At 41.0% G+C, this 26,907-nt stretch carries 15 protein-coding genes; 6 read left to right on the top strand and 9 right to left on the bottom strand.

Features of this window, described 5'->3' with window-relative positions; genetic code table 11:
• Nucleotides 1–17: 17 nt before the first annotated feature.
• Nucleotides 18–3,377, bottom strand: a complete 3,360-nt coding sequence (gene mfd / locus NXS00_RS15275) for a transcription-repair coupling factor (RefSeq protein WP_373418669.1) — start codon at nt 3,375–3,377, stop codon at nt 18–20.
• Between the two features lie 360 nt (nt 3,378–3,737).
• Between mfd and NXS00_RS15280 the strand changes: the two genes are divergently transcribed.
• The gene (locus tag NXS00_RS15280) at nt 3,738–4,502 is read left to right on the top strand and encodes a S1/P1 nuclease (protein WP_258100101.1); all 765 of its coding nucleotides are present in this window, start codon (nt 3,738–3,740) and stop codon (nt 4,500–4,502) included.
• Between the two features lie 59 nt (nt 4,503–4,561).
• Here NXS00_RS15280 and NXS00_RS15285 read toward each other — a convergent pair whose 3' ends face one another.
• Nucleotides 4,562–5,020, bottom strand: coding sequence for a tellurite resistance TerB family protein (locus NXS00_RS15285; protein WP_258100103.1), 459 nt, complete (start codon nt 5,018–5,020; stop codon nt 4,562–4,564).
• Nucleotides 5,021–5,218: 198 nt separating this feature from the next.
• On the opposite strand from NXS00_RS15285, the gene NXS00_RS15290 reads away from it, so the two are divergent.
• Nucleotides 5,219–6,763, top strand: coding sequence for a DUF4301 family protein (locus NXS00_RS15290; RefSeq protein WP_258100104.1), 1,545 nt, complete (start codon nt 5,219–5,221; stop codon nt 6,761–6,763).
• The gene (locus NXS00_RS15295) at nt 6,760–7,371 is read left to right on the top strand and encodes an HAD family hydrolase (protein WP_258100105.1); all 612 of its coding nucleotides are present in this window, start codon (nt 6,760–6,762) and stop codon (nt 7,369–7,371) included. Before NXS00_RS15290 ends, NXS00_RS15295 begins: the two co-directional genes overlap by 4 nt.
• A gap of 71 nt (nt 7,372–7,442) precedes the next feature.
• On the opposite strand, the gene NXS00_RS15300 is transcribed toward NXS00_RS15295, so the two are convergent.
• The 4 genes from NXS00_RS15300 to NXS00_RS15315 form a co-directional block, all read right to left on the bottom strand.
• Nucleotides 7,443–12,227, bottom strand: coding sequence for an MBG domain-containing protein (locus tag NXS00_RS15300; protein ID WP_258100106.1), 4,785 nt, complete (start codon nt 12,225–12,227; stop codon nt 7,443–7,445).
• 162 nt (nt 12,228–12,389) lie between these two features.
• Nucleotides 12,390–13,133 carry a LytR/AlgR family response regulator transcription factor gene (locus NXS00_RS15305; RefSeq protein ID WP_258100107.1) on the bottom strand — a complete coding sequence of 248 codons (744 nt, stop codon included), beginning with the start codon at nt 13,131–13,133 and terminating at the stop codon, nt 12,390–12,392.
• A gap of 17 nt (nt 13,134–13,150) precedes the next feature.
• On the bottom strand, nt 13,151–14,977 hold the full coding sequence (locus NXS00_RS15310; protein ID WP_258100108.1) for a histidine kinase: 1,827 nt from the start codon (nt 14,975–14,977) through the stop codon (nt 13,151–13,153).
• 9 nt (nt 14,978–14,986) lie between these two features.
• Entirely contained in the window at nt 14,987–16,183 is a 1,197-nt protein-coding gene (locus NXS00_RS15315; RefSeq protein ID WP_258100109.1) for a sensor histidine kinase, read from the bottom strand.
• Between the two features lie 183 nt (nt 16,184–16,366).
• Here NXS00_RS15315 and NXS00_RS15320 point away from each other — a divergent pair, with 183 nt between their 5' ends.
• Together NXS00_RS15320 and NXS00_RS15325 are read left to right on the top strand one after the other, a co-directional pair.
• Nucleotides 16,367–16,579: a hypervirulence associated TUDOR domain-containing protein gene (locus tag NXS00_RS15320; RefSeq protein ID WP_258100110.1), complete on the top strand. Its 213-nt coding sequence runs from the start codon at nt 16,367–16,369 to the stop codon at nt 16,577–16,579.
• Entirely contained in the window at nt 16,579–17,556 is a 978-nt protein-coding gene (locus NXS00_RS15325) for a DNA topoisomerase IB (protein ID WP_258100111.1), read from the top strand. The genes NXS00_RS15320 and NXS00_RS15325 overlap by 1 nt, the downstream gene beginning before the upstream one ends.
• Here NXS00_RS15325 and NXS00_RS15330 read toward each other — a convergent pair whose 3' ends face one another.
• Nucleotides 17,557–20,199, bottom strand: a complete 2,643-nt coding sequence (locus NXS00_RS15330; protein ID WP_258100112.1) for a DEAD/DEAH box helicase family protein — start codon at nt 20,197–20,199, stop codon at nt 17,557–17,559.
• Nucleotides 20,200–20,365: 166 nt separating this feature from the next.
• Here NXS00_RS15330 and NXS00_RS15335 point away from each other — a divergent pair, with 166 nt between their 5' ends.
• Nucleotides 20,366–21,187 (top strand): hypothetical protein, encoded by an 822-nt coding sequence (locus NXS00_RS15335; RefSeq protein ID WP_258100113.1) that lies wholly within the window; start codon nt 20,366–20,368, stop codon nt 21,185–21,187.
• A gap of 65 nt (nt 21,188–21,252) precedes the next feature.
• Here NXS00_RS15335 and NXS00_RS15340 read toward each other — a convergent pair whose 3' ends face one another.
• Together NXS00_RS15340 and NXS00_RS15345 are read right to left on the bottom strand one after the other, a co-directional pair.
• Nucleotides 21,253–24,207 (bottom strand): WD40/YVTN/BNR-like repeat-containing protein, encoded by a 2,955-nt coding sequence (locus tag NXS00_RS15340; protein WP_258100114.1) that lies wholly within the window; start codon nt 24,205–24,207, stop codon nt 21,253–21,255.
• A gap of 241 nt (nt 24,208–24,448) precedes the next feature.
• A complete protein-coding gene (locus NXS00_RS15345) occupies nt 24,449–26,887 on the bottom strand; it encodes a zinc-dependent metalloprotease (protein WP_258100115.1) in 2,439 nt (812 codons plus the stop codon).
• Nucleotides 26,888–26,907 lie beyond the last annotated feature (20 nt).

The following is a 26,907-nucleotide window of genomic DNA, read 5'->3' on the forward strand; positions in this document are numbered from 1 at the left end:
GTAACTGACGTTATAAATCACACACTAACCGTCGAATCCATCTGATTTAGTACATCAAGTGCCTCATCAATTCCACTAATTTCTTTCACAGATATGATCAATTTCTTCTTTTGATCTTTCATGGCACATCGACGTGGCATGCTCTGAACGTACTGTAGAATACCTCCGAAAATGTCAGATTGGAAATACTTTTCGTCTCTGGAATCGGAAAGATAACAGCGCATCACCTCATTTTTGATAGACACTTTTTCGAAACCAAGTTTGATAGCTGCCCAGCGTAATCGCACAGATGCCATCAAATCTTCTGCTGCATCTGGCAATGGACCGAATCGATCTTGCATGCCGGCAATGAATTTCTCTAATTCTGCTTCGGTTTTCAGACTGTCCATTTTGGAATAGAGATTCAGACGCTCTGAAATGTTGGACACATAATCCTGCGGAATCAAGATTTCCAAATCCGTTTCAATTACGCACTCTTCCTTGATTGCATGGAATTTCTGATGATCCATTTCATCCTGGAACAATTCCTTGAACTCCGTTTCCTTCAATTCGGCAACAGCTTCGTCCAGGATTTTGTGATATACTTCAAAACCCATGTCATTGACAAATCCACTTTGCTCAGCACCAAGTAGATTTCCTGCTCCCCGAATATCCAGGTCACGCATCGCAACTTTGAATCCATCTCCTAAATCTGAGAATTCTTCCAAAGTGGTTAATCGTTTTCTAGAATCAGCAGATAATGCACTTGATGGAGGAGTCAACAAATAACAATAGGCTTTAGTGTTAGATCGACCAACTCTACCTCGCATCTGGTGCAAATCTGACAAACCAAACATGTGCGCTCTGTTGATGATGATGGTATTCGCATTCGGAATATCCAATCCAGATTCAATAATGTTGGTAGAAACCAATACATCATATTCTCCCTCAATGAACTTCAGCATTACTTTTTCCAACTGCTTTCCATCCATTTGTCCATGGGCAATTCCGATTTTCGCATCTGGAACCAATCGTAAAATGATATTTCCGATTTGCTCAATGTCTCCAACTCGATTGTGAACCACGAAAACCTGACCACCTCTACGCAATTCATGACTTACTGCATCGCGAATAATTTCTTCATTGAAATCGTGGATTTCTGTAGTAACCGGCCGGCGGTTAGGTGGTGGAGTAGAAATGATAGACAAATCTCGAGCGCCCATCAAGGAAAAATGTAGTGTACGAGGAATTGGTGTTGCCGTCAAAGTCAATGCGTCCACGTTGACACGCATTTCTTTCAACTGATCTTTCACTTTTACACCGAACTTCTGCTCTTCGTCAATGATCATCAACCCAAGATCTTTGAATTCTATGTCTTTATTGACTATTCGGTGTGTTCCGATCAGAATATCGATTTTTCCGTCTTTGACTTTTTTCTTGACATCATTGATCTCTTTTGTGGTTTTGAATCGATTGATGTAATCAATACCCACAGGGAAATCTGCCAATCTGCTCGCAAAGGTGCGATAATGCTGCATGGCCAAAATAGTGGTTGGTACTAAAACGGCTACCTGTTTTCCACCATCTACAGCCTTGAATGCTGCCCGAACGGCAATCTCAGTTTTTCCAAAACCAACATCTCCACAAACTAGTCGGTCCATCGGGTGACCTTGCTGCATGTCTTTTTTGACATCTTCTGTGGCCAATGCCTGGTCTGGTGTATCTTGATACAAGAAAGAAGATTCCAATTCCGCTTGCAAGTAGCTGTCATCTGGATAAGCAAAGCCAGGAGCTGCTTTTCTTTTGGCGTATAAATTGATCAGGTCTTTGGCAATGTCCTTGACCTTTTTTTTGACCTTTTTCTTCTTGTTTTCCCAATCTTGCGTACCCAGTTTGCTGATAGACGGTGGTTCACTGTCCTTACTAGAATACTTGGAAACTTTATGCAATGAGTGAATACTCACATAGAGCAAATCGTCATCTCTGTAGATCAGTCGTAGTGCTTCCTGTTTGTTTCCGTTGACATCCACCGTATCTAAACCAGCAAATCTTCCAACACCATAATCGATGTGAACAACGTAATCTCCGGGCTGCATGGTCTTCAATTCTCTAAGCGTCAGAGACTTAGATTTTGAAAACTTTTCTTTGGCCTTGTATTGATGGAATCGATCAAAAATCTGGTGATCTGTATAGCAGACCAATTCGTGATGGTCATCAATAAATCCTTCACGAAGTGAGGCATCTACACCACTAAACTGCAATTCAGGATTGATTTCTTTGAAAATGCTCTCAAGTCGTTCAAGCTGTTTGAACGATTCAGCAGTTATGATCTTTTCGAAATTCTTAACCTGATATTGGAATAAGTCTTCCGCTAATAAATTGAAATTCTTATGAAAATGTGGTTGAGGACGAATTCCCAAATTGTATTCGTCATCTGGTTTTAAATAGAAGCGATTGCCAAACTCCACTTTATGGAATCGTTTCAACAATTCATCAAACGATTTTTCGGAATCGAATAAATCTATTGGCTTGAAAACTACCTGTGTATAACCGCTCACTCGCATGATTTGATCAAACGAATCAACGGCTTTTAAGAATCCTTTTTCTATCAGGTCCAAGGTTTCCCGATAATCTTTCATCCAGATTACCGTGTCTTTCGGGATAAACTCGAAGAAAGATTGACGCTCTTCTTTCAGCAATCGAGTTTGAACATTTGGAATCAATGTCACGACTTTCAGTGACTTACTAGACAGCTGACTTTCCGGATCAAACTCACGGATGCTCTCAATTTCGTCACCGAACAATTCTAGTCGATACGGATAATCGTGGGCAAAAGAATAAATGTCGATGATTCCACCTCGAACGGCAAACTGACCAGCTTCGTAAACAAAGTCAGTTCTTTCAAAATCGTAACTGGTTAATAACTCAGTTAGGAATTCAATATCCAGCTTTTCACCAACTGTGGCCACGAAGGTGTTGTCCTGAAGTGAGCGTTTATTGATTACTTTTTCATAAAGCGCATCTGGATAGGTAATGACTTGATGTGGTTCATCAGGCTGAGAAATAATCTGATTGAGAACTTCAGCACGTTGAAGAATATTGGCATTTTCAGTAGCCTCAAACTGATACGGCTTTTTGTACGAACTTGGAAAAAGTAATAATTGCTCTTCAGGAAGGAAGTTTCTCAAGTCATTGAGAAAGTAATTCGCTTCTTCCTTGTCATGCAAAATGAAAATGTTGGTCTTTTTCTGAATAGAAGCATGCACTGCACTAAATACAGCATCAAAACTTCCAGCCATTCCTTTTAAACGTACCGTACTGTTTTTCATGATCGAACCAGAAATGGTTTGGATCATGTCACTTTTGGCAAAATGCTTTAATATCTCCTTTGCTTCCACGAATTGTCATTAAAGTGTGCAAAAGTAAAATAAACTCTTGCGGATACACGCTAGAGAAACATCAATTAACGTTTAAGGTTCTAGAGAGGGACTAAGAGATGTTCCTGAAACCGATTTCGATACAATAACAGAATTATTTAAAGATATTTTTGAAACATTTTTATATTAAATCGGTATAGTACTATATAATAAATAAGATATTCGTCGTTATAGACGTACATTACTTTTTAGGTTAGGTTGGTGATTAAGGCGCGAGTACTCCCAGTACCGCGCCTTTTCTTTTTTACCGTCTATCATCTTTCATGTTTTCTTAATTGGAAAACGCTACTGATTAAAAATCAGGCAAGTTATCTTCACACCATGAAAAGAATTATTGCATTATCCCTTTTGATGATTATGTCTATTCAGGCATTGCCATGGGGCAAGACAGGTCATCGCGTGATCGGTTTGATCGCAGAAAAACATCTTTCGAAAAAAGCGAAGAAGCAAATAGACAAAGTATTGAAGGACGAAACATTGGCCGAAGTAGCCAATTACATGGATTTTATTCGTTCGGATAAAACGTACAAGCACATGGATCCGTGGCATTACTGCACTTTGCCAGATGGAAAAACCTATGCAGAAGCTGGAACTCCAGAAGAAGGTGATGCCATAGTTGCAATACAGCGATTCACTGAAGAATTGAAAACTAAGAAATTTACGGAAGGTGATGAGGCATTCACATTGAAACTTCTTGTTCATCTAATAGGAGATATTCACCAACCTCTTCATGTAGGCAATGGAGAAGACAAAGGTGGTAACGATGTAAAACTTGATTACTTCTGGGAGTCATCCAACTTGCACCGAGTTTGGGATAGTGGAATCATTGACGGTCAGCAATATTCTTACACAGAATATACTGATTGGATCAATCACGCGTCTGAGGAAGAAAAAGCGAAATGGCAAGCGGATGCACTGATGGTTTGGATTGAAGAATCTAAGGAATACAGAGAGCAGTGCTACGATCTTCCTGAAAACATGAAGATTAGCTATCAATACGACTATAAAAACCTTGATTTAGTGAATCAGCGCTTGTTGCAAGCTGGAATCAGACTTGCTGCAGTTTTGAACGAGATATACGGATAAGAATAAATTGTCCTTCGAAATGGAGCCATTCTGAGACAATCAGGATGGCTCTTTTTAGTTTAAAGAATAGTCAGTCGAAGTTTGTTGGCAGCTTTTTCTAAATCTACCAATGCTTCAATAGCCATAACAGCCTCTGGAGCGACTTTCAAAATTCTTGCGGCCTCATGCACTTGTTCTTTTTCCTCCAGTGCATAATCGCCATCAGCAGAACTCATTCGGATGGCATCATAGATTAACAATTTGTTGAAACCAGCCAAGGCAGAAGAATTGAAACTGCTAAATAAGTCATCCAAATCGGCAGATTCGAAATCAAACTCTTCCCAGTCAGCTACAATTTCTTCATCGACTCCCATTTCTCGCGCCATGTCAAGTGTTAGCCATTCCAATTCCGGGTCTGAGACAATTCCATCAGAACCAGCAATTGTTAACAAGGCAAATCCGTATTCGCGCCATTTATTTTTTGGCACCATACTAATTCCGTAAAACGTAGGGGATATATTAGTTAGATCAGTGCTCATAGGTTGATAATTTTAAGACGGTGATGAATTCAGTGAAAATATAATCTAAAGTAACTTTTAAAGCCGAAGAATTCATCAAATGATTTACATATCCCTTCAATTTTATCCGTATTATTGACAGGAGAAAATTCTCTAACTTAACCAAACAACCATTAAACGGTTTAATAGACAAACGAATCTCAAAACTGACTATATATAATGTTTAAGGAAATAGACTTAAAACAAATTGAGGAGCACCCACTAGACCTCAAGGATGTAAAATATCAAATAGAAAAATTCAAATCAGGTTTTCCCCCCACACAATTGGCTTTGGCAGCTACTCCTGAAAAGGGAATCATGGAGCTGACTAAAGATTCTGCTAAAGAGTATGTGAAATACTATGAGAATAATCTAGGCAAAATCAATTTGGTAAAGTTCGTTCCTGCCTCTGGAGCAGCTACCAGAATGTTCAAGACACTTTTTGGTTTCCTAAATGACTACAGCGGAAGTGATGCCGATTATGAAAAAATGAAAGAAGATCAGTCTTCTGGATCTGTTTTCACATTTTTCAAGAAATTGGAAGAATTTGCTTTTTATGACGATTTGAAAGAAGCGTATAAAAATGCAACTGGAGAACCACTGGAAGAAGCTCATCTAAAACATAAATTCACTGAGATTCTAGAAGCTCTACTGTTGGAGAAAGGTTTGGATTACGGTAGTCTGCCAAAAGGATTGCTAAAATTTCACAGTTACGAAGGCACCGATAGAACTCCAGTTGAAGAGCACATGGTGGAAGGAGCTCAGTATGCGAAGGATGCCAATGGAAATGTGAAAATACATTTTACAGTTTCTCCAGATCATAAAGCCAAGTTTGAAAAACACGTTGCAGAGGTGCAATCCAAATATGAGCAGGAGTATGGTGTGAAAATATCCGTTTCCTACTCCGTACAAAAACCATCAACGGATACGATAGCCGTGGATTTGAATAATGAGCCGTTTAGAAATGAAGATGGATCTTTATTATTCAGACCTGCAGGTCATGGGGCATTGTTGGAAAATCTCAATGATATAGATGCAGATGTCGTTTTCCTTAAAAATATTGATAATGTAGTACCGGATCATTTGAAGGATGAAACGATTCTTTACAAGAAAGTGATTGCGGGAATTCTTTTGAAGTATTCGGCTAAAATCAAGAATGCTTTGGAGTCGCTACAGTCAGGAACGGGTATTTCAGAAGCGTCTGGTCTATTGGCAGAACTGGGTCTGGAACCTGGAAAAGCATTTTTGGATAAGAGTGATGGAGAGAAAGTTACCTATCTGAAAGAAAAACTCAATCGTCCGTTCCGTGTGTGTGGTATGGTGAAGAGTGATGGCGATCCTGGTGGGGGACCATTCTGGGTAAGAGCAAAAGACGGATCTAAATCACTACAGGTAGTAGAAACTGCCCAAATAGATTTGACAGATGCAGATCAAAAGAAGGTTTTCAATCAGGCAACGCACTTTAATCCTGTGGACGTGGTGTGTATGCTGAAGGATAAGTCGGGTAAGAAATTCGATTTGCTGAAATACAGAGATCCTGATACTGGATTCATCACGCAAAAGTCAAAAGACGGAAAAGATCTGAAAGCACAGGAGTTGCCGGGTCTTTGGAATGGGGCGATGGCGGACTGGAATACGATTTTTGTGGAAGTGCCTCCAATTACCTTCAATCCTGTAAAATCAGTGAATGATTTGTTGAAACTAGAACATCAAGGAGCACTATGATCAAGGCATTGATCCTGGATCTTGATGATACGATATATCCAACAAAATCCCTCGGAGCTGAAAATTTCGAGGGATTTTTTGATTTGTTGAGTCGATACAATGATTCAGTTTCAGAAGATGATTTGAATAGAGCTAAACATATGATGTGGGTAAAACCCATTCATGTAGTGGCCGAAGAATTTGGGTTCAGTGAACGGATGTATGAAAAATCAATGGAATTCTTCCATCAGCCTGATTTCCGATTTGAGATTCAGCCTTTTGAGGATTTCTTGGAAATCATCAATTTGGAATTACCAATGTATCTGGTGACAACCGGACCGGTTCAGTTGCAAGAGCCTAAGATTGATTCGCTAAAGATTCGGCATCTTTTTGTTCAGATTATCATTGATGATCCGATGCATTCAAGTGGAGGAAAGATCGAAGCATTTCGAGAAATTCTTCAGAATCATCTTTTAGACCCTTCGGAAGTTTTGGTAATTGGCGATAATCCTGAGTCCGAGATTAAAGCAGCAAAGGAATTAGGCATTACAACAGCATTGATCAATCGATCTGGAAATTATCCAGAAGCGTTTTCTGATTTTGGAGAATTGATCAAAACTCATTTTTAAGAAAAAACATAAAAAAAGCGACTCATCAGAGATGAGCCGCCTATGCACAGACCTTGTCTATGCCGCCTTAGTTACTTTTTGATGATGAATTCTGTGTGCACATCACCATTTGGTTGAATTATCTGAAGTACATATCGTCCGGTTTGTAAATCAGATACGTTGATTGCTGAAAGTGCTTTTTCTGATTTTATGACCTTACCATCCAGACTTAAGATGTTGATTGTTACTTCCTCTGACGTATTGATTCGTATTTCGTCAGTAGCAGGATTTGGATAAATCATCGTTTCTATATGATCTACACCTAAAATCTCAGCAATGATGAGGGTACCATTGACATAGTCAAATGCGTAGTGATCATCTAGCCCTCCACTGACTTCTATAGGATAATGTCCCGGTATACTATTTGAATTTGCGGTAGAACTTACCTGTGGTAAAGAATCAAGTACAGCCTCATTATCGCTTAGTTTAAATCCAGTATATGAAAAAGTAAATACAGGAATAGGATCTCCATGATTGATTTGCTGATCATCGGCACTTACTGTGAGTAAAGCCTTGGTAACTGTAAACATTTGTGCTACCTGTGTTGCCGGATTGAAAGTATCATTTCCTGATTGAGAAGCCAACACTTCATAATCTCCAACTCCTTCGATGGTGAGTACTCCATTGGAAATAGTACCAGCACCAGATGCTAACGTGTATTGAATATCCAAATTACTGGAAGTGCTTCCTCCCAGTGAAACTTGATCTCCGTAAACCTGATCATCAATTTCATTGAAAGTAATTGTCTGATTTTGCTTTCTAGAATCAGTAACCAGGAAAGTTTGTGTCACCGCTTCAGCAGCGTTGTAGTTTTCATTTCCGGCTTGAGTGGCTTCCACAGTAACTATTCCAGTATTGCTCACAGTGATTACACCATTTGACAAACTCGCTATATCCGTACCTTCGGTTATCCTGAAACTAACATCTAGGGTTGATTCGGCAGTTGCTGATAAGTTTACAGTAGTGGCATTCGATATGTCGACATCAGCAATAGCTGCGAAAGTGATGGTTTGATCTGCTTTTTCTATAATCAACTCACCGGATTCGTAAACGAAATCATAGTCATTATCACTTCCACCGCTTATTGGTATTAAATAAGTACCGGCGTTTGAGCTACCAGGTAGCGTGGTAGATGGAGCAACATCCAGGTCTTCACTAGAATCATCATTGACAAAACCCGAGTAAGTAATTCCAATTGAAGAAATGATATCACCGTAGGTGATAGTTAAATCTTCTGCAGTTGCCGTAAGCGTTGCTTTGCTCACCGTCAAAGAATTGGATACATCTGTTGCTGTGGCATAGGTATCATTACCACCTTGAGACGCGGTGACAGTAACTACACCCGCTCCCTGAATTTCCAAATAATTGTCTGAGTTGATAGTTGCAGGACCAGAAACCGCATAAATCACATCCAACCCAGAGCTTGCAGAAGCTGTCAAAGCAATGGCCGTATCTCCATAAGTTGCACTTGTTGCTAAACTGAACGTAATATCCTGTGCTAATAAAGATTCAAACACAGTAACAGTTGCCGTAGCGGTTCCTGTATTTCCAGATGCATCAGTTACTGTAAGTGTCACAGCGTTTTCACCAAGATCTGCAGTGGTGAAATTAGTTACATCCAGACTTAGTGTAAATGAACAATTGTCTGAGCTTCCATTATCAATTTGACTTGGAGTAATGGTAGCTGTTCCATTTTGGTCAAGGTCTATGGAAATATCTTGTGCTACTGCGACAGGGTTGATAGTATCTGCTACTGTTACAGACACTGCAATGGTATTCGTATTTCCACGAGCATCTTCCACAGTAAAGTTCACATTATTGACACCCAGATCATCACAATCAAAAGCTGTTTGCGAAAGCGAAAAAGTGAGATCTGCATTGGCAGTACAGTTATCAGTACTTCCGTTTTCCACATCGCTTGTAGCCAGAGTAACAGATCCGTTTGCATCTAACTGAAGCGTAACATCATTGCCACGAGCTACAGGTCCAATGTTGTCCACAATAGTGAATGACTCTGTTGCAGTTGTAGTATTTCCATTGCTATCTGTAGCAGTGATCGTTACAGATTGATTGGTACCAATGGTTCCTGCAGCAGCCACATCATCACAGTCAAATGTAGATTGACTTAAAGTAACTATTGGGTTTCCATCACAATTGTCTGCTACGGTAGATCGAAGATCATCTATTGTGATAGTGACAGAACCAGCACTATCTAGCGCGAAAGATAATGGTGGTAGTAAACTGCCCAAACCATCTCTATTATTTGGACTGATAACCGGACCAGAATTATCAACAATGGTTACGGTCACAGCCTGTGACGATTCATTGCCAGACTCATCGGCAACAGTAATAGTAACCGTGTGGTCTCCAAGATCATCACAATCAAAATCGGTGATATCTGCAGTAAATGAAAGATTCGCTGCATCTGTACAATTGTCAGTAGATCCATTATCTGCGTCAGCAGCATCTAATGTAACAGCACCATTTTCATCCAATGAAGCGGTGAAGTTGGTTAATGTAGCTGTAGGTGATTCGGTATCTCCCAGAGTGACGTGATTAGAAATAGGAATGATCATATCGCTCGGACATGTAACTAATCCATATCCTCTTGATCTCCAGTTGGAAACAGAAGGGTTAGTATTTACCAGATTTAGGTCCATATCTCCTATGGCCAAATCTTCCAAAACTGTACCAGTACCTTCATCTATTCGGTAATAATGGATCAAACCTGAAGTAGATGGATCTACACAATTGTTCATGTTGCTTTGGATGGATGATTGAGAGAGAGCAGTTCCCCAAACTCTTACTTCGTCTATGATCACCTGAGAACTACTAGTGTTTAAAAAAGCTGAATTGCTTACTTCTCCTAGCTTAAACGTGTGATTAGCATTTTTTCCAAGGCTATATATTCCTCCGTCTACTTTATAGCGCAGTACACCATCGTAATAAACCTTAATTGGTTGGATGCTTTGTGGATCAAAAGTGATTGCCAAATGAGTATCAGTATAGCCAGACGGAACATTGTATCGTTCAATTGCTGCGCCTGACTGACGCTCATGTACCACTACTAAATACCCAGTGTTTTGCTGAAAATAGACTTCAATATCACTTTGAGATTCTGTACCAATGGAAAAGATCACATTTTGATGCCCTGAAGGAAGAACATTTCCATTTATCGTTGCTTCAAAAGTATAACCCAGTCCATAATCAAAATTCCAAGGTCCGGAAGCTTCGGCATAGGATCCATTGTCATGAAAACTGATAGCAGAACCAGCACTTGGATCTGTGAAGTTGGCAATGGTTGCTACTTTAAAAGTGGTCGTTTCATTCAAAGTACCAGAACTAAAAGTGATCGAGCTTCCTGTACCTGTAACCGGTCCATCCACAATACTATTGTTCAAAGTATCAATTAAATAGTATGCTACACCAGATTCGGATCCGTCCAATACTATGTCGTATGCTGTAGAGCCATCTATACATTGGCTTGTGGTAGCAGTAGTAGCAGTATATTCTACAAATCCGGTTTCTATGGTTACCTGCACTGTTTGTGAAGTGCTGTTTCCATTCTCATCAGTCACTTCAAAATCAATCTGATTGACTCCCAGGTCTTCGAAAGTAAAATCAGTTTTTGAATAGGTATATGAAAAGTTGGACGAACAATTGTCATGAGTGCCATTGTCGTAATCATCCACATTCACATGTGCGTTTCCTGTATTATCCAGTTGCACAGTAATGTTGTTTGTAAGAACCACTGGTGCAATTGTATCATGTGGTACTACTCTGAAATTTCTTACTTCCGTATCACCACTTCCAAAACTGGCCGTAACTTCTACAGGAAAATTCGATCTCTCATCACTACAAGTGTAGGAAATCTGAGCGCCAGCATCAAATGTATAGGTAACACCTGTACACCCATTTAGCGCATCGAAATAAGAAGGAGCAATAGAAGCATCCCCGTTATCATCAAGATAAACACTAATATATTCTCCCTCTTCTGGCATGTAAGGAATAATTCTAACATTAGCAGTCTCTGTTTGAGAATCAAATCCGACATTTGCCGTAAGTGTGACAGTATTGTCGCCAAAATCAGCACATGTAAACTGTGTTTGGCTTAAAGACAAGGTGGGTGTATCGCCGCAAATATCAGCCGATCCATTATCCACATCTTCCGGAGAGATGGTAGCATTACCATTTTCATCCAACGCTACGACAATATCCGTAGTAGCCACACTATCAATCCAAGGGGAATCTGGACATCCACTGGTGTAAGCTACATCGTCTATTTCCAGACCATAAACATTATTTCGGTTCGCATAGGTATGTTTAAAACCAATACCTCTTTCCAACCCTCTAAGGAAATACCCTGACATGTCAACATTATATGTTTGCCAGTTGCTAGTCAAGTTTATCGTAGTGATGACAACTCCCTCATAATATGTGATTATTTCTAGAGGAACTGATACAGCGGTACTTGGTGCTACTCTGGCTCTGAAAGTAAGCGTACCAGTATAATTAGTTGGTATTGGAGTAACAGCAATACCATTGGCTCCGCCACCTCCATTTCCTGACATGATCCGTAGGTATGCATTGCCATTGTCTTGTTCTCTATAGATGCGTGAGGATTCATCTCCACTAGCTGTTCCGCTAGGAAATACTCTATTCCAACAATCTGGAAGGGCTGTTCCATCCCAAACAGTATTATCGTCTGGAAGGTCAAAGCTTTCGGAAAAGCTCCAGAAGGTTTGATTGCAATTTTGAGCTCTGGCTCCCTGGTAGCACAGCGCTAAGCATAATAATAACGGTAAAATTTTTCTCATTTCCTTTTCGATTTTTGTAAGGCGGATCAAAGGAAACTAGAAGAGCCTTCTAGCTATTTTACACTTGAGTATTCAGGAAGAACCGTTTATTATTCGATCAAATCTCTTTAGTATTTGAATTGTAATAAATGACGATATTTTTGACTAATCAGAAGATCGGATTTAGTGGAGCTCTTGCAGTTTGCTGATCAGGAGGTCCTTTCTTCTATTGGCTAGTGGCACAGTGGAGCCATCTTTCATGTAAATGATACCGCCATTTTTTTTGTCATATCTATCAAAATGTGACAAGTTGATCAGGTGCGATTGGTGGGATCTGAAAAATGAATGTTCAGCAAAGAGTTTGTCGTATTCTTTCAGCGTCACCGATATGGTGATCTTCCGTCCATCTGCGAGGTAAAAAATGGTATAGTTGTTTTGAGCTTCGCAGCGGATGATGTCTCGGATACTGACCAAATAGATCGTTTCCAGATCTTTCAGCACTATTTTTTGGTCATCGGATTCGCGTTTCCGATTGGCCATCAGGTTTTCCATTTGTTGGTTCAGTGCTGGTGAACTCGTCGTTTCTATTCTCTTGAATGACTGTACCAACTCCTGCGGATCTACGGGTTTGATCAGATAATCCACAGCGCTGTATTTGAATGCTTTCAGGGCATAGCGATCATGACCGGTCACAAAAATGACTTTAAATGTAGGCGTGCCATATTGTGCCAACAGATCAAAACCAGTCCCATCTTTCATTTCCACATCCAGAAAAAGCACATCAGGTTGATGCTGCTGAAGTAACTCCAGACCTGTTTGTACACCATCGGCTTCTCCCAGCACAACACTTTCAGGTACATATTTTTCCAACAGTGCCTTCATGTTGTTGCGAATTGGCGCTTCGTCATCAATGAGTAGGATGTTCAATGTCTGCTACTTTAGGTTTACAATGGAATGTAGATGGTGACCTGTGCACCAACTATATCGCTAAGATGGTCTTTTCTATCTTCTAATGAGAGTTTAATGCTCTTTTTCATAGAATGGTTGAGCAAATTTATCCGTTCTCTGATGATACTTGAGGACAGAGATCTTTTTTGTGAAAAACTGGATTTGGTTTCCTGCAATCCAGGCCCATTATCTGAAACCACTACTTTTAAGTAGTCTCCTTCACGTGAAAACAGCACGTTAATTTTTCCTTGCTGTTGATCATTTCCTAAACCATATTCCAATGCATTCTCTACAAACGGCTGGACAAACATGGGCGGAATCCTGTCGATTTCCAGATCCAAATCATCGCTTACCTCAATGTGATAGCTAAAACTGTCTTCCAATCTTTTTCGATTTAGCTCTAGATAATCTCTCAGCATATTCAATTCGTCTTCTAGTGCAATGTACTCTTCGCGCGAATTTTCCAGGATTTCTCGCATCAATCGGGCAAAAGTGCTCAAATAGGAAGAGGTACTTTCGGCATCGTTGGTGAGCAGCGAGTTTTGAATGGCCACCAAAGCATTGGAAATAAAGTGCGGGTTTAGCTGTGATCTTAAGAATCGCTGTTCTATTTCTACCTGCTGGCGTTTTCTCAAAGTGGATTGCCTAAAATACCAGAAGTAGGATAGGCCCAATAAGAATACAAAGCTGATAATACCGATGACTATTGTTTGATTTCTCCGGTTGATTTCCAAATCCTGAATCGCGGTTTGTTGCGACAAACGAGCAATTTCCGCTTCTTTTTTCTCCGTTTCGTACTGAGTTTGCAAGTCATTGATTTTGTCTGCCTGCTGCTGATCAAACAATCGGCTTTTCAAATCCAACAACTTAGCATAGGCTTCATTCGCCTTTTGATAGTTTTGCTGCTGGTTGTAGATATCAATTCGAGTTTGGTATACTCCCGTCAGATCAGCGATGCTTTGTGTTTGATCCAGATAGAAAATCGCAGAATCTGTGTAGTCCAAAGCAACAGATGATTGATTGGTCTTTTGATAATACTGAGATAGGTTAGCATGTGTGATCCCTTGATCAAAATAATCGAGCGGATCATTTAACTGGATCATTTTGAGTGCTTCTTTGGAGTTAGTTAAAACCTTATTCAGATTTTTCTCGAAAGTCAAATAGGCCAGAGATTGGGTATTTAGGGTTTCTATCAGCAAATAGATCATGTCCTCATTTCTAGCTATTTCTTCCACCTCATCGAGTGTATTGATAACTTTTTCATAGGTCAAATCTGTCTTCAAGTAAATCAATGCTTGTGCTAGTTTTACGTTTCCCAAGCTTGCCAATCGATTTTTTTCTATGAAATAAGGCATCGAAGAATTCAAATACTCGAGGGCTTCCTCATATTTTCCGTCTTCATAGAGCAAGAAACCAATACTTTCGTCGAGCATCGCCTCGAAGAGTTGGTTCGATTCCTGTTTCGCTATGGCCAATGCTTTTTGATAATTATCCAGCGCCGATCCTCTCATGGCCTGATAGCTGTAGATATGGCCCAATTGGCTATAAGCCTGAAGCTGTCCTCTGGGATATTGCTTTTCAATTGAAAAATCGAGTAACTGGTTGGCAATGATTTTTGCAGAATCGAGATCATAATCCAGTAGATCACCGCTCCAAAGCAAAAGACTATCACAATGCGCTTTGAGCTGCCTGTTTTCATCATTGCTTGTTTGTGCGGTAACAAAATTGGACGCTACCAAACTAAGCACCGCAAGACAAAAACTCAGATGAAGCATCGCCTTTCGAATATGCTTCTTACTTAAAATAGAGAACCTTGATTCCATGTATTTGTACTAATGACTTTGGAAGATAATGGTAATCATTGTACCTATCGGCTGATTCATTTCATTTTCCAGATTGACAACATGGAAATGATGTTCCTTTTTAGAGAATTTGTTCAATAGTTCCAATCGCTCCTTCAAAATAGTAGTGGAGAGTGAGTTTTTTCGTGAGTTATCTGATTTAATGAATCCGCCACCATTGTCCTGTACCAATATTTCGATGGTATCATCTTTACGTGAAAACCGAATTTCTATTAACCCTTTGTTAGATGCTCCATATTTACCATGCTCCACAGCATTTTCCACAAAAGGCTGAATGAACATGGCTGGGATTTCGTCCAATTCGGGATCTATTTCCTCATCAATTTCAATGCGATAATCAAATGTGTTCTCGTATCGCGCTTTGCTCAGTTTCAAAAAATCTTCGAGAAGCTCCGCTTCATCAGATATGGAGATCATTTCTTTACGTGAAGTTTCTAAGAGAGAGCGCATCAGTCTTGAAAAGGTCGTTAGGTATTGATTAGCAGACTCTTGATCATTGTTCATGATGAAATTCTGAATAGTCACCATGGCATTGGAAATGAAGTGCGAATCAATCTGCTCTCGCAAGGATCTACTTTGGATCAGGGCCAATTCTTTGTCTTTCTGCTCCGCAAGCAACTTTTCGTTTTTTTGATTCAACCTTTTGAAATAGCGTACCAACGCAAAAATTCCGGCAAATAGAAACGCAACATTGGCGTACCCAAATGAATTTTCGGCATAAACGTGGAAATACAGATTAGGAACATAAAACAAAGCAACCGCCAGAAACAAACTGATCAAATGAATGGCCAAATGCTCAAAAAAGAGCAATCCTAATATTGGCAACAGCAGATAGAAATACTCGGAGTAAAACCCTTTGTAAGCAAAATTGGCATTGTAAAAGAACAGGAAGGACACAAACGCAAACAGAAGAACTCTGGAAAGAGTGAAGAATCCTTTATAGTTCAAACCAACAATACACAGCATGAAAACCAGATTGCCAATAAGCGAAAGATGCTTTACCAGGTCATCTGGAAATTGGATTAGGTTTAAAATCAAAAACAGTACGGAAAGACCAATTCCGATGAGCGCAAAAAGATTGATTAGACGAATCTTTTTGATTTCATTCTGGTCAGTAGTGTGTTGCGTTCCAATCAGAAAGAAACGGCGTATGCTGGATTTACTCAAAAGTGATGCTGGTTTGCTAAATGCGCTACAAAATTAAGCAAATCAACTTATCAGGTTAATGATTCATCTCCAATCTTAATGTTGTTTATACCGCTTACTGGCTTATAAAGGGAACTACTTTCATTGCAATTTTCCAACAAATTCACACGTCTCAAGTTTTATACCTGACGCAATAATAGATCAATGATACAAAAAGGTACCGAAGTAGAATGGGCCTGGGGTAATGGAAAAGCTCAAGGCAAAGTGGTAGCAACCTATGCAAAGTCTATCACCAAAACGATAGCAGGAAATGAGGTTACCAGAAATGGTGAATCAGGAAATAAAGCGCTACTCATCCAACAATCCGATGGTTCTGAAGCATTGAAACTGGAGCAGGAAGTATCCAAAATAAGCTGATGTATAAGCGCAAACGTCACGGCAAAGGTTTTACGTATCAGGATGATGCTGGGAAAACGATTCAGGATAAAGAACTCAGAAAATGGTTTGAATCTTTGGTGATTCCTCCTGCGTGGAGTGATGTTCACATTTATGAACCCAAAGAAAAAGTGCTGGTAACCGGCAGAGATGAGAAGGGAAGAAAGCAATACATCTACAACCCCGATTATCTGGAAAAACAGCGATCCAAAAAATACAATCGAATTGTACGCTTTGCAGAAAGCCTGGAAAGAATGCGTCGAGTCACTGGTCAGCACATGCGAGCTTCCGAAATGACCAGAAATAAAGTTTGCGCGACCATGTTGCGACTGATGGATCAGGCCTTTTTCCGTCCAGGAAATCCTCAATACACTAAAAGGAACGGAACTCATGGACTAACCACTCTAAGAAGCAAGCATCTGGAGATAGAAGAAGGCGTGCTTACTTTCAACTACATCGGTAAGAGTGGTCAAGAGCAAACCAAAGAAATAGAAGATGATCGATTGGCGGGCATTGTGCAGGAATTGGACGAAATGCCGGGTTATCGGATTTTTAAATATCTGGACACTAATGGCGAGAAGCATGAAATAGAATGTCATGACCTCAATGAGTATATACATGAGGTGATGGGAGAGGATTTTACGGCAAAAGATTTCCGTACATGGGCTGGAACGATGGTGGCAGCCATTGCGCTGGATCAATTTGATGCCGTGGGAACCGAGGACCAGAAGCAACTCGATTCCAATATAAAGGAAGCCATCAATCTGGTGGCCGAAACTCTGGGGAACACGCCAGCTGTGGCGAGGAGTTCTTATGTAGACCCGCGAGTGATAGAGCATTACATGAATGGCCAAACAGTAAGGTATTTTGCCAAGCAGGCTAAGAAATTGCTAAATGATGGCAATCACTTGATGGAGAAAGAACGATTGGTGCTTTGCATGCTGAAGAACAGTGCTTGATTACTTCCAGCGATTACTCAAATTCGGTTTTTCTTCAAAATGAGAGGCCAATGAATTGAAACGGGCTTTGAGTAGCCATTTTCTGCCTTCCAGATGTTTGGTGTAAACCAATTCGCACTTACCCACATGCTTTTTCCAAAAGCTTTCGAATACTGCAGCTTCGTCTTTCTTTTTACCTAACAGATCTGGCACACTGTGGAAATCCTCCTGATTGAAGGTTCTCCACAATCGACTTTTTCGAATGATGAGATATCTCGGACTAGAAACAGGAGCAATGATTTCCTGGAGAGAAGACACAAATAGTGATTTGTCAAAAGAAGTTCCTCCTTCTAAATGGGCAAACACTTCACCAAACTCGTTTTTGCTGGTGACAACCCGATAAGCTGTGTTTGGATTCAACAAACCAATTTTTTGAAGACTTTCTAACAATGCCTGACCGATTCCATGAAGGTCATCACTGATATCTCGATATTTGAAAAAGAGATAAATGGACTTAAACAATTTCCTCCCGAAAAAGACAAACAGACCGATAAGGAATAAACCAAGTATGGTTCGCTGACCCTCATCATCAAAAAACAATCTCCGTAAATTCGTTCTAAAAAGGAGTTGTAAAAAATCCGAACTGAATGCTGATAGGCCGATAAACAGTTCTGCGAGTAGATAACCAATGGTTTTCCGAACGTACAGCTTTTTTTGTTTTTGGTATGGTCGGTTTCCGGAGAAAGGGACTTTGATTTCTTCCACCAGGTGAGTTCCGTTTTGGACACCATCATGCCATTGCTGTTTCAGGTGTTCACGCTCACTAGCGGATTGCAGCATCTTTTGATTGAATTCCTGGAAATTTTCTTTATCCAGTTTTCCTGGAATGAGCAGACGTTGAATTCCATTTTCTATGGTTCGGTTTTCACGTTCGGATATTCCGACAAATGCTTTGAACCGTCTTTTTAATAGATCAATGTCCTTTCCGCCTTCGGGATTGAGCGGATCTCGACAGACCAAATGCCAGATGTTGCTCGTTTTGTGTTCATCCCCGCGAACCGTGCGAATAGCTCGCCCACGCATTTGGTTGGATAGAACAAAAGATCCTACAAATGTGGCCAGTACTAAAACATTGATGCTTGGAGCATCCCAACCCTCACCCAAAAGTGATTTGGTGCCGATCAATACCTGAATTCCTCCTTTTTCGAATACGGAGGTGATTAATTGAACGAAAACAGCTCTAATTTCTGAATCCAAAGTAAGGATGAGATACTGCTCATCGTAACCTAGAGGTTTTAAAGTAACTTTCGAGATACCCAATCTTTTGGCTTCAGCCAATAAAAGCTCTTTGGCTTCAGCAGGAATGATCACCAATGATCCTGTCAAAACTCCAACGCGAATATTGACGTCCAATTTTCTTCGCAAACTTTCAAAAACCGGGGCTACGCCCATTTTGGTTATCGGGAGATGCGGCGAAAGAAATTCGTCTCGAATGAAATCGCAGAGAATTACTTGACGAAGTTCATTCTTCAGACTTGAGTGTTCATGCAGTGTGATCTCATGAATACCTTCCAATTTGCTCATGCTGCTGGTCAGGTACTTTTCAATCTTGTCATCGTTGTAAAAATTGACTTTGTTTCGTTCTATCAAACCAGCTTTTGACAAAGTAGCAATCACTTGCTTTTGATGTGCTTTCGTCTCCTTACTATCGGCTTCATATTGGAATAAAAAATAGTCAAGCAGGATATCCAGCCAATCATAAGTCAGTTTCGGAAGTTGGTTTTTCCTGTTTCCCGTCAGTTCAAAGTGATGTTTGGATAACTCGGCATCATTATGATGGAGATACACCAACATGGCCGAGTAGACTTCCATGTTACTGTAAATCCATTCCAGCTGTGTGTTGGGAAACTTGATTATTTCCAATTGCATCAGAAAATCAATCAGAACCTGATCTCTGCTCAATTCTTTGAAGAGCTTTTCCACTTTTTCGTGAAAATCCAGAAGCTTCCCATATTCTTCGAGTGAAGGATCAGAAATCAGCACGTAATCCTGATGCGGACATAAATCCCCCTCTTTGACTAGTTCGGGAACCGAAATTTCCGTGTCCACCGGACCATTCAACTCAATGTATCGAGTCCATTCTGAATAAGAAACGTCATAAGGCGGAGTGGCGGTCAATCCAACAATGGTCGGTTTGAGTTCGTTTTTCAAACGAATCAAACTTTTCCACCATTCATTTTTCAGGTGATGCGCTTCATCCACGACAATCGTTCCGAGATTCATCGCGCGATATTTCTCCAGGATTTCGGTTTGATCTGATTCGGAATCAGATGCCGCATCCAGACCTTGATAAGTGGAAACAGTAACAAACGCCGGTTTTCGAATGTCTGTGGAGATCCACTCAGGAACGGATTCGGTTTGCAGAAACAACTCCCGAAAACGAATAATCCACTGATTTCGAATTGCCAGACTCGGAGCTAAAATTAAAGTTGGTTTATTCAGACGCAACATTACTTCCAGACCGAGAACGGTTTTCCCAGAACCGGGAGGAGCGATTAGATGTAAATGATTGTCTTCCAGATGTGTGTTGAGTTCATCTAAAACACGCTGCTGGTACGTTCTCCAGGGATATTTGAATTGAATGTCTTTGGGGAAATGGTTCAAGTTGCTGGTTGTTAAGTCTGATTAGGTTTCGCCATTCTAAGAAAAAGGATTTTGGGGAGAAGACAAATAGAAAAATTGGGTCTTTGACTAGAATGACAGAACATTAAAATAAATATGAGCAGTCCTCTGTGCGAAAAGAAGTAATTTCATTTTGGAATATTTTAAAATGAAGCCAATACTCATAATAGCAGCCATTATTTTGACAATTAGCTCTTGTCAGCGAAAACAGGATTTAATTAAAGAATCGATCATAACAAAGCTTGATTCATTGATGCAAATTCAATCATGTGGTGAACCAGACTGTATGCTTGCGAAGCAACTCGAATATGCTTTGATTGATAGCCTGTATGATCTTGATTCAACAGATTACCAGGCAATAGTTTCAAAGTTTTTCATGCACAATGAAAAACAGGAGTTTGAAGAATCTATGATTTATGGGAGAAAGGTTCTCTGCTATGACAGTCTTCAAGACATGCACGCCTTTTATGCAAGGCTTTTTACCGGTTGGTATCTTGAATCTCAAGAAAATCTGGATTCAGCAAAAATCCATTATGAGAAAATACTTGACTCAGTAGTTGACTGGGATGAGGCGATGCCATGGGTTAAACCGCAGATAGAATTGGTATTACGTGGACAACAAGCAGCATTAATATCATTAAAAGAAATTAAGCTAGATATATCAAGTATATTTTATAAATATGTTGAAAATGATGTAGTCAATTATCAAAATGATGGGTTATTAGGTTGTTTTCCGTTGTCTGAGAATGGCGTTGAAGTAAAGAAGTTTGCATTATATATTCCTGAGAATATTTATGATGACTCTCTGAACACGATGGACAAAGTTTCTATGTTTTTTACGAACCAAGGAGTCAATGTCCAGAAAAATGCACATTATCCATCTGAAAGAATGTTTGTGATAAAAACACTGCCAAAATATGTTGAAAAATTGAAAGAGATTAGTCCTTTCAAACTTGAGGTGGTGAATTAAGTTGGCAGAGAAGCTAAGTGTAAATAAAAACCAAACAGGTTTCGAAAACCTGTCGGGTGTTCAATTCATTGTTTCAATTCCTCAAATTGCTTTTTCAGCTCTTCGTATCGGTCAATTGCATCTTTTCCCATGATCTGATCGGTGCTCACCGTCATTCGATACAGGTAATTGATTTGATCAATCAGTTTAGGCATCGGGTAGGTGATGTCTTCAGCCTGTAGTTGTTTCAAGGTTTCTTTGGCGTGATCAGCATCTTCAGCTTTGTCTTTTACCTTTTTCTCCAAATCTGCTTCCAGCTGTCGAGCTTCGCTCAGCAAGTCACGTACTTTCTGTGAGAAGGCGATTTGCTCTTCGATGATCGCTTGGGTCATTCCTCCTTTTTCAGCTCGTGGATCCAACACCAATTCAAAGGATGTTTCTGCGGTTTCTTCACCAGCGGTGATTCTAGCCGTATATTTTCCAGGAGCCACCATTGATCCGGAACTATATCTTCTGCGTTCGCTAGCACTCCAGGGACCATAATGCTGCATGTCCCAGGCGTATCGGTTATGGCCTTTTTTGCCAGATAGACTTTTATCTACCAGCAAAATGAAATCATTGGTTGACATATCGCGCATCAAACTGTCTTTGCTAAAGCCAGTGGTATCACTGAAAAACGTGTTGACAACCGTTCCGGCTTCATCTAAAATTTCGAGTTTTACCTGTTTGGTTTTTTCAGGCAAGAAGAAGTCAATCAACACACTGCCACTTTCAAAATCAGGAACAGCGTCTCCGTAACTTCTCATTCGGTAGCGAATGGTTTGCTCAGGAGAGTAAATGGCCAGCTTTTCAGCAGGATCGTATTGTTGCAAAACAGATACATTGTCCAAAATCCAGAATCCACGACCCATGGTGGACAACACCAAATCATTGCGATGAAGCTTGATATCCGTGATAGGAGTCACAGGTAAGTTGTTCTGGAAAGATTCCCAGTTGGCTCCATCATCATACGAAACGAACAAACCGTATTCCGTTCCTGCGAACAACAATCCTTCTCTTTTTGGATCCTCACGAACCACGCGAACTGGATAATCGGACGGAATGCCGTTGGTAATCAATTCCCAGCTTTTTCCATAGTTCGTCGTTTTCACGATGTATGGCTTCCAGTCACCTAATTGATAGCGCAAAATACACGCGTATGCTTTGGCCGGATCGTGTGGAGATGGTTCTACGGCATCCACGCGTCCACCTTTTGGCACTTTCGGTGGCGTCACATTTTGCCAGGTTGCGCCATCATTCTGTGTCACGTAAATCGGACCGTCATTGGCTCCTGTCCAGATCACTCCTTTTTTCGCAGTAGATTCTCTTATCGCATAAATCGTACTGTAATATTCCTCTCCGGTAATGTCCCGAGTAATTGGTGTTCCGGAAATCACTTGCTTGTCTTCTTCAAAAGCGGTTAAGTCCGGACTGATGGTTTCCCAGGTGACACCTTCATCTTTGGTGCGGTGTACATATTGCGAAGTGTGGTAAACGACTCCCGCATCGTGAGGAGAAACGTGAATTGGCGAAACACGCTGGAAACGCAATTTCAAATCCTTCGGATTATGACCATACATGTAAGACGCGCCCACATAATAGCCCTTTTCTTCTCCAGTCGTTTTGTCAAATACTCCAAATCGACCTTTACAGTTGGAATACACAATATTTGGATTCTCTGGATTCGGTACCGCCGGCCCTGTTTCACATCCTCCAGTGTTGATGATGTATCCAGATTCGTTTTGCAGACTGTATGGTTCGTTACTCGGAACCGCAATCGTGGAGTAATTATCCTGCTGCCCACCATAGAGCCAATACGGATATTGGTTGTCCACTTCTACCTGATAGATTTCTGATGTTGGCTGATTGAATTGCGTAGACCAGCTTTCACCGCCATTAAAAGTTACGTTGGCTCCTCCATCATTGGACTGAATGTACAATTGCGGATTGTCAGGGTTAATCCACAAATCGTGGTTGTCACCGTGAGGAGGAGAAAGGTATTTCCAGTTTTTTCCTCCATCTTCAGATTTGTAATTTCCTGTAGCCAAAGCATAGAGCAAATCCGGGTTTTTCGGATCTACACGCAGGTTTGTGTAATAGAAAGGACGAGTGCGAATGCCACTGTAATCAGAAACTTGTTTGAACGTTTTCCCCTGATCCACGGATTTGTACAATCCGCCTTCTTTTTCAGGAGCTTCTACTAAAGCATAGACAATTCGAGAATCGGCAGGAGTTACTGCTACATCTATTTTCCCAATCAGATTGGAAGGAAGACCTTCAGAGAGTTTTTCCCACGATTTGCCGTCATCCACCGATTTGTAAATCCCGCCTTCGGTCGCCGCATCTCCTCCGGAGATGATGTTCCAGGGTTTTCTTTCGGCTTTCCACGCTGCTGCGTAAAGGGTGCTCGGGTTATTAGGAAGGAACTCTACATCTGAAAAACCAACTTTGTCTGAAATGAAAAGCACTTTTTCCCAGCTCTTGCCACCATTGGTGGTTTTGAAAATGCCTCGCTCAGGATTGGCATTGAATGCTTGCCCAACAGCAGCTACGTACACAATGTTGTGATTATCTGGATGAATGATGATCGCGCCAATCTGACCGACATTTTTCAAACCGATGTGTTCCCAGGTTTCACCACCGTCAATGGATTTGTAAACACCTTTTCCGGCAATGACATTACTGCGCAACCCATCAGAACCAGTCGCGGCATAGACAATATTCGGATCTACCTGATCTACGGCCAACGCTCCGATAGAAGGAGTTTCGAAAAATCCATCGGAAACATTGTTCCACGAGGTACCATAATCAGTCGTTTTCCAAACGCCACCGCCTGTAGCGCCGAGGTAAAAAGTACCGGGTTCTACTCGAGTTCCAGCAACAGCAGTTACTCGTCCACCACGTAGCGGACCGACATTTCGAAATTTAAACTCGAACTGGCTAAAGCCAGTATGCACTACCATTAGCATGGTGGCAAAAAGAAGTATTCGATATTTATTCATTTCTTATACTTTCTAGGGGTTATTGATAGAAAAGAGTCAAATTAAAAATGCCGCCATTGCCCTGACCCTAAAAGGTACGGCGGCTTACAATTCGATTGCCTCCTATCAAGTAATAGTCTAATTCTATTTAGTTAAGTCCATTAAAAGTCCTTCTCTTTTAGGAGAAGGATTTAGGATGAGGCCAGACCAAAAAGCTTCTTAACTTAATAGAATTGATAACTAAGTAGGAGGCAAAATGATTTTAATTACCGCAATCACTACCGATCGGACTACCGTCCGGTGGGGACTGTGGACTAGGAATCGTGAAATCACCAGGCTCGTCAACGAACTGATCATATAGACTCAACACGTGATTGTAATGGGCTTTCACTAACAAGTCGTTGGTGCGCATGCCTTTGATTTGACCCACAATATTGGCTAATTCCTGCAGGGCAACCGCTTTCGTCATTTCTGTAGAACCTTTACCAGCTGCCAAATTCATCAAGTGATACACCACACGTTTCTCAACAACCATTTTGATTTCTTTTTCCAGACCTTGTTTGTATTTGCCATTCCAAACCACTTTATACAAACTCGCCATTACTTCATCCCATCCTGGTAAATTGCTGTCTCTGAGGTTTTGTTGAATCACTCGCTCGATGCGCTCAGGCGTGAAAATGAACGATACGGTCATTTCTGCTGAAGTTTCTGCGGCTGCAATTGGGTCGAAAGCTACTCCGGTATTGGATTTGAAACTTTCACGAGTTCTGCCATAGCTTGGCGTTTTCGGACTTAGCATTACCAACAAATTGTTAGGGATGCTTAAAAACTCAGGAGTCAATGTATTGCTCAATGCACTCAAAGCCAATTTTTGATCTGCTGAAGAAACGAATGAAGGTAAAGGCAATTTGTCGCCTTTCACTTTGTAGGCATAATTCAATCCGCCCAACATTTTGCTGGCACCTTCTATCTGATAGCGATGAATGAAATACATCGGCACCAGTACTTCTTCAATGGAAGAAATAGGCTCACCTGTCTGAATAGCACTTTCTGAGAAATTGCTCAATACTTTGGAACGGATATCTGTCAATCTGTTTAGCTCTGCTGCGGCATTGGTTCCACCATCCCAAAGGTGTGCCTGCGCATGTGCCCCACTTTGTGGACGGGCATCACTATCCATGATGTATTGGTATCCAGCGTCAATCCACTCGCTGATGATATCGTTTAGTTGCTCATCCTCATTTTCAGCAAACTGAGTGTATCCATAACGGATAGCGTATTGATCCCATTCGCCAATATTCACGTCATATGCTTCAGAAAGATCGATTTCTCCGTTTTCATCCAACTGAATGTATGGATGTGGATAATCCATCACCGATGCACGATCGTTCACACTCGCAGCAAAATTGTGGTACAAGCCCAATGTGTGACCCACTTCGTGTGCAGAAAGCTGACGCAATCTAGCCAAAGCCATTTCCAACATTTCGCCCGAAGGTTCTTTGCCTTCTTCGTATGGCTGCAACAAGCCTGTTGCAATCAAGAAATCCTGACGGATTCTTAAAGAACCTAGCGATACGTGACCTTTTAAGATTTCTCCTGTTCGCGGATCAACCACCGAAGCGCCGTAAGACCAACCGCGGGTAGATCGGTGAACCCACTGAATCACGTTGTAGTTTATATCCAATGGGTCTGCAGAATCGGGCAATACTTTTACCTGGAAGGCATTTTTGTAACCCGCTTTTTCAAATGCCTGGTTCCACCAACTAGCTCCTTCGATTAGTGCCGAGCGAACGGGCTCTGGAGCACCTTTATCCACATAGTAAATGATTGGCTCTACTGCTTCACTCACTGCAGCATTCGGATCTTTCTTTTCCAATCGGTGACGAACGATGAATCGTTTTACCAATGACTCCTCGATTGGCGTAGCATAATCCTGGTACGTAATGCCATAATATCCAGCTCTTGGGTCATATGTTCTTTTTTGATAACCATCATCTGGAAGTCTCACGAAAGAATGGTGCATTCTTACGGTCACTGCTTCCGCACTTGGAGTCACAGATCGCAGGTAATATCCAGAAGGTGTTCCCTTGAAAGTGATCGTTGCTTCAAATTCCGAATTGTCTTTAAAATTCTTAGTCCGCTCCAGATACACCGCAGATCGGGATGCGTCCAACGAATAGCTTCCCTGGTTGGAACGTTTTATTCTTTGTGCCACACCATGTGCATCTGAAAGCAGCAGGTCAGTAATGTCAATCAGGATTTTGCCTTTTTCTTCTTTCTCTACTTTGAATCCAGCGACAATGCTTTTCGCGAACGCTTCTTCTACCGACAGCACTTCGTTTTGATTGTCGCTAAGCGCTCTATAGTCCTGATTGGGCTGAACTAAGAAAATTTTTGGACCGCTTCGCTCAAATTTCACGACACGCGTATCGCCGAGCTGGCCTCTATCCAGTCCAATGTCATTGGAACCTACGCCAGCGGCGAGTGAATTCACATAAAGAAACTCTTCTCCTAGATTATCTATTTCCAGGTAGATTTTCCCGGTTTTCTCATCCCAGTAAAAATCGAAGAAGCCTTCATACTTCTTGTATTTGGCAACTGTGCTCGAGTAGGAAGTGCTAGTGGAAGAGGAGGTAGGTGTCGTTTTTGGTGAACAGGCAAATGCCAATGCCAGAACCAATGCGAAGTAAAGGTGTTTCATTTGTTATTTGTCATTTCGGA

Source organism: Marinoscillum pacificum, assembly GCF_024714495.1.
Taxonomy (GTDB): Bacteria; Bacteroidota; Bacteroidia; order Cytophagales; family Cyclobacteriaceae; genus Marinoscillum; species Marinoscillum pacificum.